The sequence below is a fragment of the Mesorhizobium sp. M1E.F.Ca.ET.063.01.1.1 genome (assembly GCF_003998155.1).
Taxonomy (GTDB): domain Bacteria; phylum Pseudomonadota; class Alphaproteobacteria; order Rhizobiales; family Rhizobiaceae; genus Mesorhizobium.
Genome location: NZ_RZSC01000271.1, coordinates 1 through 7,465 on the forward strand (window position 1 = coordinate 1; position 7,465 = coordinate 7,465).

The following is a 7,465-nucleotide window of genomic DNA, read 5'->3' on the forward strand; positions in this document are numbered from 1 at the left end:
AGGAAGCGCACCGCGCCCTGGCCGATATAGGACGAAAAATGGTCGATGTCGGGATTGCCGACCAGCGCCCGCTGCTCGAAGCGCTGCATCTGGTCGCGCGTCTCGGCGATCGACGAGTTTTGCGGCAGATTCCAGTCGACGATCAGCTCCGGCCGGTCGGAAGGCGGGAAGAACTGCTGCTGCACCAGCCCGAAGCCGGCTATGGAGGCTGCGAAGAGAAGCACGGTCGCGATGATGGTCAGCCAATGGCGCCGCACCGAGAGGACGAGCACGCGCCGGAACATGGATGTGAATCGCCCCGGCTGGTCATGATGCTTCGCCTTCATCGTCGCCGGCAGGATGGTGACGCCGAGCAGCGGTGCGAACAGCACCGCAACGATCCATGACACCAGGAGCGACACGGCGATGACCACGAACAGCGTGAAGGTGTACTCGCCGGCCGCGCTCGAGTTGAGGCCGATCGGGATGAAGCCGGCGACCGTCACCAGCGTGCCGGTCAGCATCGGAAAGGCGGTCGAGGTATAGACATAGGTCGCCGCCTTGCGCAGATTGTCGCCGACCTCGAGCCGCGCCACCATCATTTCCACCGCGATCATCGCGTCGTCGACCAGCAGGCCGAGCGCGATGATCAAGGCGCCCAGCGAAATGCGCTGCAGCGAGATGCCGAGATAGGCCATGACCGTGAAGGTGATGGCTAAAACCAGCGGGATCGACAGCGCCACGACGAAGCCGGCGCGCAGGCCGAGGCTGATGAAGGAGACGGCGAGCACGATCGCTACCGCCTCGAACAGCGCCCGCGTGAAGCCCGACACCGCTTCCTCGACGATCACCGGCTGGTCGGCCACCAGATGCACGCCGACGCCGACCGGCAAATCGGCCAGCACCTTCTGCATCTCCTCGTGCAGCGCCTCGCCGAATTCGAGCAGATTGGCGTTGGGCTTCATGCCGATGGCGAGCCCGATCGCGTCCTGGCCGTTGAAGCGGAATAGCGCCGTCGGCGGATCGACATAGCCACGCCTGATCGTCGCCACGTCGCTCAGCCGGAAGAAGCGGTCGTTGACGCGCAGATTGATGGCGCGCAGGCTCTCCTCGGAGGTGAACTGGCCGCCGACGCGCACGCTGATGCGCTCCGGCCCCGACTGGATGACGCCGGACGGCGTGATGGCGTTCTGCGCCTGCAGGCTGGCGACGATCTGCTGCTGGTTGAGGCCGAGCGCGGCGATCTGGCGGCTCGAGAATTCGAGATAGATCGCTTCGTCCTGGGCGCCGACGAGGTCGACCTTGCCGGCGTTCGGCACGGTCAGGATCTTGGTGCGGACATCCTCGACATAGTCGCGAAGCTGGCGCGGCGTCAGCCCGTCGGCGGTGAAGGCGTAGATGTTGCCGTAGACGTCGCCGAAGCGGTCGTTGAAGAACGGCCCCTGCACGCCTTGCGGGAACTGCGCCGAGATATCGTCGACCATGTTGCGCACCTGCAGCCAGGTCGGCGCGACATCGCGCGCCTTGGTGGTCGGCTTCAGGTTGACGAAGATGACGGTCTTGCCGGCGGTGGTGACGGATTTGGTGTAGTCGAGGCTGTCCAACTCCTCGAGCTTCTTTTCGATGCGGTCGGTCACCTGGCGCACCGTCTCGTCGACGGAGGCGCCCGGCCAGTTGGCCTGGATCAGCATCGTCTTGATGGTGAAGGCCGGGTCTTCCTCGCGTCCGAGGTTGAGATAGGAGAAGATGCCGGCCACCACGAAGACCAGCATGAAATACCACACCAGCGAGCGGTGGCTAAGCGCCCAGTCGGAGAGGTTGAAGCCCTTCATGAGGCCCCTCCCTCGGGCACTTTGACCTTCTGGCCTTCGGCGAGGCTGTGGACACCTGCCGTGACGACGCGCATGCCGGCCTCGAGCCCCGAAGCCACCGTGAAAGTGCCGCTGCTCTTCGAGGCGATCTTGATCTCGCGCGCGCTGACGCTCGATGTTTGCGGATCGACGATCCACACTTTCTCGGCGCCGTCTTTTTCGAGCAGCGCCGACATCGGCAATTCGATCGTCGGCGCTACCTTGGTCATGCGCGTCGCCGTGATCGTCGAGCCCAGCCGGAACGCCGTCGGCGGATCGGTGAGCGTCAACCGTACGCGGCGGGTACGGGTCGAGCCTTCGGCCTGCGGCGCGATCTCGCGCAGCTTGGCCTCGGTCGTGATCGAGGGCAGCGACTGCAGGATGATCTGGAACGGCGTGCCGACGGTGAGATCGCCGGTGAGCTGGTCGGGAATGTCGACCACCGCCTCGCGCGGATCGGTTCGCGCCACGGTGACGACGGTCTGTCCCGGCGAAACCGTCTGGCCGACCTCGGCGCCGACCGCGGTGACGACGCCGTCGAAATCGGAGAACAGCCGCGCATAGCCGAGTTGCTCTCGCGACTTGGCCAAGGCGGCATTCGCCCGCTCGACGCCGGCTGCCGCGGCTTGCCTCGCCTGCTGCGCGGCATCATAGACGGCCTGCGAGGTGTTGGCGGAGGCGAGCAGGGCGCGCTGCCGCTCCTCGCTCGCCGAGGCATTGGCGAACTGCGCCTGGGCATTCGACAAATCCGCTTTCGATGCCTGGAGTGCAAGCTCCAGCGCCGTCGGATCGAGCGCGGCGATCGTCGTTCCCTTGCTGACGATGTCGCCGACCTTGACGTCGCGCGAGACGACGCGGCCGAGCAGGCGGAAGGAAAGGTCGGCGCTGTACTGCGGTTCGACCGTCCCGGCAAAACCAAAAGTCTCCACGGACTTCGGTTCGACGACCACCGACAACACCGGTCGGACGATCTCGGGCGGCTTGTCTTCCGAGCGCGAGCAGCCGGCAAGCGATGCGACGAGAATGAGAGCGGCGACGCAAGGCGACCGTCTCATTGTCCGGCTCCCGCTGTCGCGATCGTCTGTCCCGGGCTGAGCAACTGCCCGCCTGCGGTGACGACGCTCTGGCCGGCCTCGAGCCCGTTGTCGACGACGACCACGCCGGAATCAAAGGCCAGCACTTCGATCGGCGTCGTCGCCACCGCCTTTGTCGACGGGTCGACGATCCAGACGGCGGGCTTGCCGGCGCTAGACGTCAGCGCCTGCCAGGGGAGCAGCACGGCCTTCACGGGCTTGGCGCTGACGGTGCCGATGACGGCCGCACCCAGCGGCATGCCTGCCGGTGTGTCGGGTATGCCGACCTTGACCCGGATCGATCCCGACGCGGTATCGACCGCCGGCGAGATTTCCCTGACCTTGCCCCTCGCCTTGACCTGCGGGTCGGAGAGCAGCGTGATCGTCACCGCGGGTGACGAAGGCGTCTGGGCAACGAGCGTCTCTTGCACGTTGAAGACGGCATCGCGGTCGCCGTCCTCGGCGATGGTGAAGACGGTTTGAGCCGCCTGCACCACCTGCCCGGCCTCGACCTGTCGGGCGGTGATCACCCCGGCGGCACCCGCCTTGAGCTCGGTGTAGGAGAGGTTCTCCTTGGCGTTGGCTAAAGCGCTTTGCGCGGCATCGACACTGCCTTGCGCAACCTTCATCGTCTGGTCGGCGCTGTCGAAGTCGCGCCTGGTCGTAAAACCCTGCGAAAGCAGCGTCTTCTGCCGCTGGTAAGCGGCCGCGGTCTGGGTGAGCTGCGCCTGTGCCGCGTCGAGGTCGGCCTGAGCCGAGCGCAGGTCGGATTCCTGCTCCTGCGGATCGATGCGGGCCAGCATCGCGCCCTGGTCGACATGCTGGCCGACATCGACCAGCCGTTCGGCGACGCGGCCGCCGACGCGGAACGACAGATTGTTGAGCGTGCGGGCCGCGATCACGCCGGTGAGCGAGGTTCTTGGCGCATAATCGGCAAAGGCGACCGTCTGCGTGCTGACCGTCACCGGCAGCTTCTTTTCCGCCGCCTGCTGTTTCTGGCAGCCTGACGTCAGCAGCGCTGCGGCGGCGCAGGCCAACAGCAGCAAGGTGTTTGGACGAGACAAGGGGCGGGGCGGTGAAGACGGCGAGGCGGACGATGTCGCGATCCTGCTCATGGTTCCCTCAGCCCGCAGAAGGCCGCCCCTGACGACGGCACGTCGCGGATAAAGCGAGGATAGTCGATCGGCCGGAAAAGAAAACTGTTTCCGCCTGGCGATCGAAGATCGATTTCCGGCCGAGACAGGACCAATCGACTGGGCCAATGTGCCGACTTGAGGAAAACCTGAAATAAGGCCAGAAGAGGCTTTGACGGCATCAAAACAGAGCGGGCGTGTGCCCGATGAGGGATGAGATGAAAAATTCAGCCATTTCCGAACGCAAGAACCAGTCGATCTCGCGCGGCGTCGGCATGACGACGCAGATCTACGCCGACCGCGCCGAGAATTCGGAAATCTGGGATGTCGAGGGCCGCCGCTACATCGACTTCTCGTCCGGCATCGCCGTGGTCAACACCGGCCACCGCCACCCGAAGGTGATCGAGGCGGTCAAGGCGCAACTCGACCGCTTCACCCACACCTGCCACCAGGTCGTGCCTTATGAGAGCTATGTGCGCCTCGCCGAGCGGTTGAACGGCATGCTGCCCGGCAAGTTCGACAAGAAGACGGTCTTCGTCACCACCGGCGCCGAGGCGGTTGAGAACGCGATAAAAATTGCCCGCAACGCCACCGGCCGCCAGGCGGTCATCGCCTTTTCCGGCGGCTTCCATGGCCGCACCTTCATGGGCATGGCGCTGACCGGCAAGGTCGTGCCCTACAAGGTCGGCTTCGGCGCCATGCCGGCCGATGTCTTCCATGCGCCGTTCCCGGTCGCGCTGCATGGCGTCTCGGTCGCGGATTCGCTTGCGGCGCTCGACAAGCTGTTCAAGGCCGATGTCGATCCGGCCCGCGTCGCCGCCATCATCGTCGAGCCGGTGCAGGGCGAGGGCGGCTTCTACGAGGCGCCGCGCGATTTCATGACGGCGCTGCGCAAGATCTGCGACCAGCACGGCATCCTGCTCGTCGCCGACGAGGTGCAGACCGGCTTTGCCCGCACCGGCAAGATGTTTGCGATGGAGCACCACGACGTGGCGCCCGATCTCACCACCATGGCCAAGAGCCTTGCCGGCGGCTTCCCGCTGTCGGCCGTCACCGGCCGCGCCGAGATCATGGATGCACCAGGCCCGGGCGGGCTCGGCGGCACTTATGGCGGCAGCCCGATCGGCGTGGCGGCGGCCCATGCCGTGCTCGACGTCATCGAGGAGGAAAAGCTCTGCGACCGCGCCAACGCGCTCGGCGCCAGGCTGAAGCAGCGGCTGGAATCGATCCGCGACGACGTGCCGGAGATCGTCGACATCCGTGGTCCCGGCTTCATGAACGCGGTCGAGTTCAACGACGTCAAGAAAGGCCTGCCTTCGGCCGAATTCGCCAATGCGGTGAGGCTGAAGGCGCTCGACAAGGGCCTCATCCTGCTCACCTGCGGCGTCTACGGTAATGTGATCCGCTTCCTGTCGCCGATCACCATCCAGGACGGCGTGATGACCGAGGCGCTCGATATCCTGGAGACTTCGATCCGCGAAGCGCGTTCCGCCTGAAGGGCGATCCCGCATTGCTCCTGACGGCTTGCGTCGAGGCGCGAGAACGCGCCGTCAGGAGTTCGGATTCTGTAGCCAGGCCGGAATGTTCATCTTGGCGTGCAGAACCCGCCACACATCGATATGGTCGGCCTGTTCCATATAGAAGATCAGGTACGGATAGCGCTTGAACTGCAGGCTGCGCAGACCGGGCAATCCAATTTCATAACCATGCCTCAGAGAGCCCGATGCCGGATGACTGGCTATCAGTTCGTAGGCATTTTGAAGATCCTCGACATTGCCCAACGCCACGTGCGAACCGGCTTCACGTGCATAATAATCAACAGCGTCCTCGATATCCCGCAACGCAAGACTTCGAGGAACAATTGCCTTTGGGATCACTAATTTATTGACCCTGCGCTCGTTTTCGCAGCGCTGCGAAATAGTCATCGTCAACCGGGGTGCCCGGCGAGGATGACGCGCCCTCGAGGAGCAAACGGCGCAGAAGTTGACGATCCTGATCGTGGCGGATCAGTTCACGCACATACTCGCTGCTCGTGCCATAGCCGCGGTCCGCCACTTGCTGATCGACATAATGCTTCAGGTTGTCAGGCAGTGAGATGTTCATGGTGCTCATTTTGCCATTTTATGGCGAATGGCAAAAATTGGCAACGCTACGCATCTGCCTTGGCCGGCTCCATGGTCTGAAACCCGGCAAGTGCCGCCTTCAGCGCATCCGGCCCAGCCGCGACCGTCTGCGGCGTCGGCGAGAAGCCTGCGCCGAGCATCTTGCGGCCGAGCATGTGGTCGGCCGGACGGTTGACGGATTCGATGCCGAGCAGCCGGCTCCCGGCATAATGATAGATCGAGAACTTGTTCTCGGCCGGCTCGCCCAGCACGACATGGCTGTCGCCACCTTGCGTCAGCCCCACCATTTGCAGCTTCATGTCGCCGATATCCGACCAGAACCACGGCACGGCGGAGAAGGGTTCTGCATGTCCAAGGATGGTGCGCGCGGCAAGGCGCGCCTGGTCGGTGGCGTTCTGCACCGATTCCAGCCGCACATCGCCACCGGTGAACCAGTGCCGGTAGGATGCCGCATCGCCGACCGCGAGGATTTCGGGCGTTGAGCTCTGCATATGCTGGTCGACGCGGATGCCGTTGCCGATAGCCAAGCCGGCGGCCTCCGCCAGCTCGACATTGGGCACCACGCCGATGCCCATGATGACCATCTGCGCCGGCAGGCGTTCGCCGCTGGAAGTGATCGCGGCCGAGACGCGGCCTCCTTCGCCGTCGAGCCTTGCAACAGTGGTGCCGGTGAGCACGCGTACGCCCATCGCCTCAAGGCGCTGGCGCACATGCGCGGCGATCGCCGGCGCGACGGCGCGGCCGAGCAGCCTGTCGAGAGCCTCGACGACGGTGACCCGGCGGCCGGCGGCCCTCAGCGTCGCCGCAATCTCCAGGCCGATGAAGCCGCCGCCCAGGATGACCACGTCCTCGCTCAGCGCGCTGAGCTCGCGGCCCCGTCTTCTCAAGCTCCGCGCCGTCGAGCTTGAGAAGACGGGGCCGCGAGCCGGTCGCGAGCACCAGCCGGTCGAAGGCAATTGCGCCGCCGCCGGAAACGTCGAGCCTGCGTGCGCCAATATCGATCCTGTCGATCCGCACGCCCGGCCGGTAATCGATGGCGCTGCCGGAATAGAAAGCTTCGCCGCGCAAGGGCTGCGGCTTGGCTTCGGCATCCTTGATGAAGGTCTTGGACAGCGGCGGCTTGTGATAGGGCAGTTCGTTCTCGTCGCCGATCAGGATGACCGGCCCGTCATAGCCTTCCTCGCGCAGGCTCGCAGCCGCCTGCACGCCGGCATGACCCGCACCGACAATGACCACCCCGTTCTTCATCGCAGTCTCTTTTTGCGTTCAAATCTAGGATCTTCCGCCAGGTGGCGATTGTCTGCCGC

At 64.9% G+C, this 7,465-nt stretch carries 6 protein-coding genes and 1 pseudogene; 1 reads left to right on the forward strand and 6 read right to left on the reverse strand.

Going from position 1 to position 7,465, the window contains the following annotated elements; genetic code table 11:
* The 3 genes from EOA29_RS19260 to EOA29_RS19270 form a co-directional block, all read right to left on the reverse strand.
* Positions 1–1,811, reverse strand: a 1,811-nt coding sequence (locus tag EOA29_RS19260; protein ID WP_145969707.1) for an efflux RND transporter permease subunit, incomplete at its 3' end; no start/stop codon positions are given.
* A complete protein-coding gene (locus EOA29_RS19265; protein WP_126090376.1) occupies positions 1,808–2,884 on the reverse strand; it encodes an efflux RND transporter periplasmic adaptor subunit in 1,077 nt (358 codons plus the stop codon). The genes EOA29_RS19260 and EOA29_RS19265, both read right to left, overlap by 4 nt.
* Entirely contained in the window at positions 2,881–4,017 is a 1,137-nt protein-coding gene (locus tag EOA29_RS19270; protein ID WP_126090375.1) for an efflux RND transporter periplasmic adaptor subunit, read from the reverse strand. The genes EOA29_RS19265 and EOA29_RS19270 overlap by 4 nt, the downstream gene beginning before the upstream one ends.
* Positions 4,018–4,253: 236 nt before the next feature.
* On the opposite strand from EOA29_RS19270, the gene EOA29_RS19275 reads away from it, so the two are divergent.
* A complete protein-coding gene (locus EOA29_RS19275) occupies positions 4,254–5,531 on the forward strand; it encodes a 4-aminobutyrate--2-oxoglutarate transaminase (RefSeq protein ID WP_126090374.1) in 1,278 nt (425 codons plus the stop codon).
* 54 nt (positions 5,532–5,585) lie between these two features.
* On the opposite strand, the gene EOA29_RS19280 is transcribed toward EOA29_RS19275, so the two are convergent.
* The 3 genes and pseudogenes from EOA29_RS19280 to EOA29_RS19290 all read right to left on the reverse strand — a co-directional run bounded on the left by EOA29_RS19280 (position 5,586) and on the right by EOA29_RS19290 (position 7,406).
* A complete protein-coding gene (locus tag EOA29_RS19280; protein WP_189350596.1) occupies positions 5,586–5,960 on the reverse strand; it encodes a type II toxin-antitoxin system RelE/ParE family toxin in 375 nt (124 codons plus the stop codon).
* On the reverse strand, positions 5,917–6,147 hold the full coding sequence (locus EOA29_RS19285; RefSeq protein ID WP_126090373.1) for a type II toxin-antitoxin system ParD family antitoxin: 231 nt from the start codon (positions 6,145–6,147) through the stop codon (positions 5,917–5,919). Before EOA29_RS19285 ends, EOA29_RS19280 begins: the two co-directional genes overlap by 44 nt.
* A gap of 37 nt (positions 6,148–6,184) precedes the next feature.
* Positions 6,185–7,406: pseudogene (locus EOA29_RS19290) on the reverse strand (FAD-dependent oxidoreductase).
* Positions 7,407–7,465 lie beyond the last annotated feature (59 nt).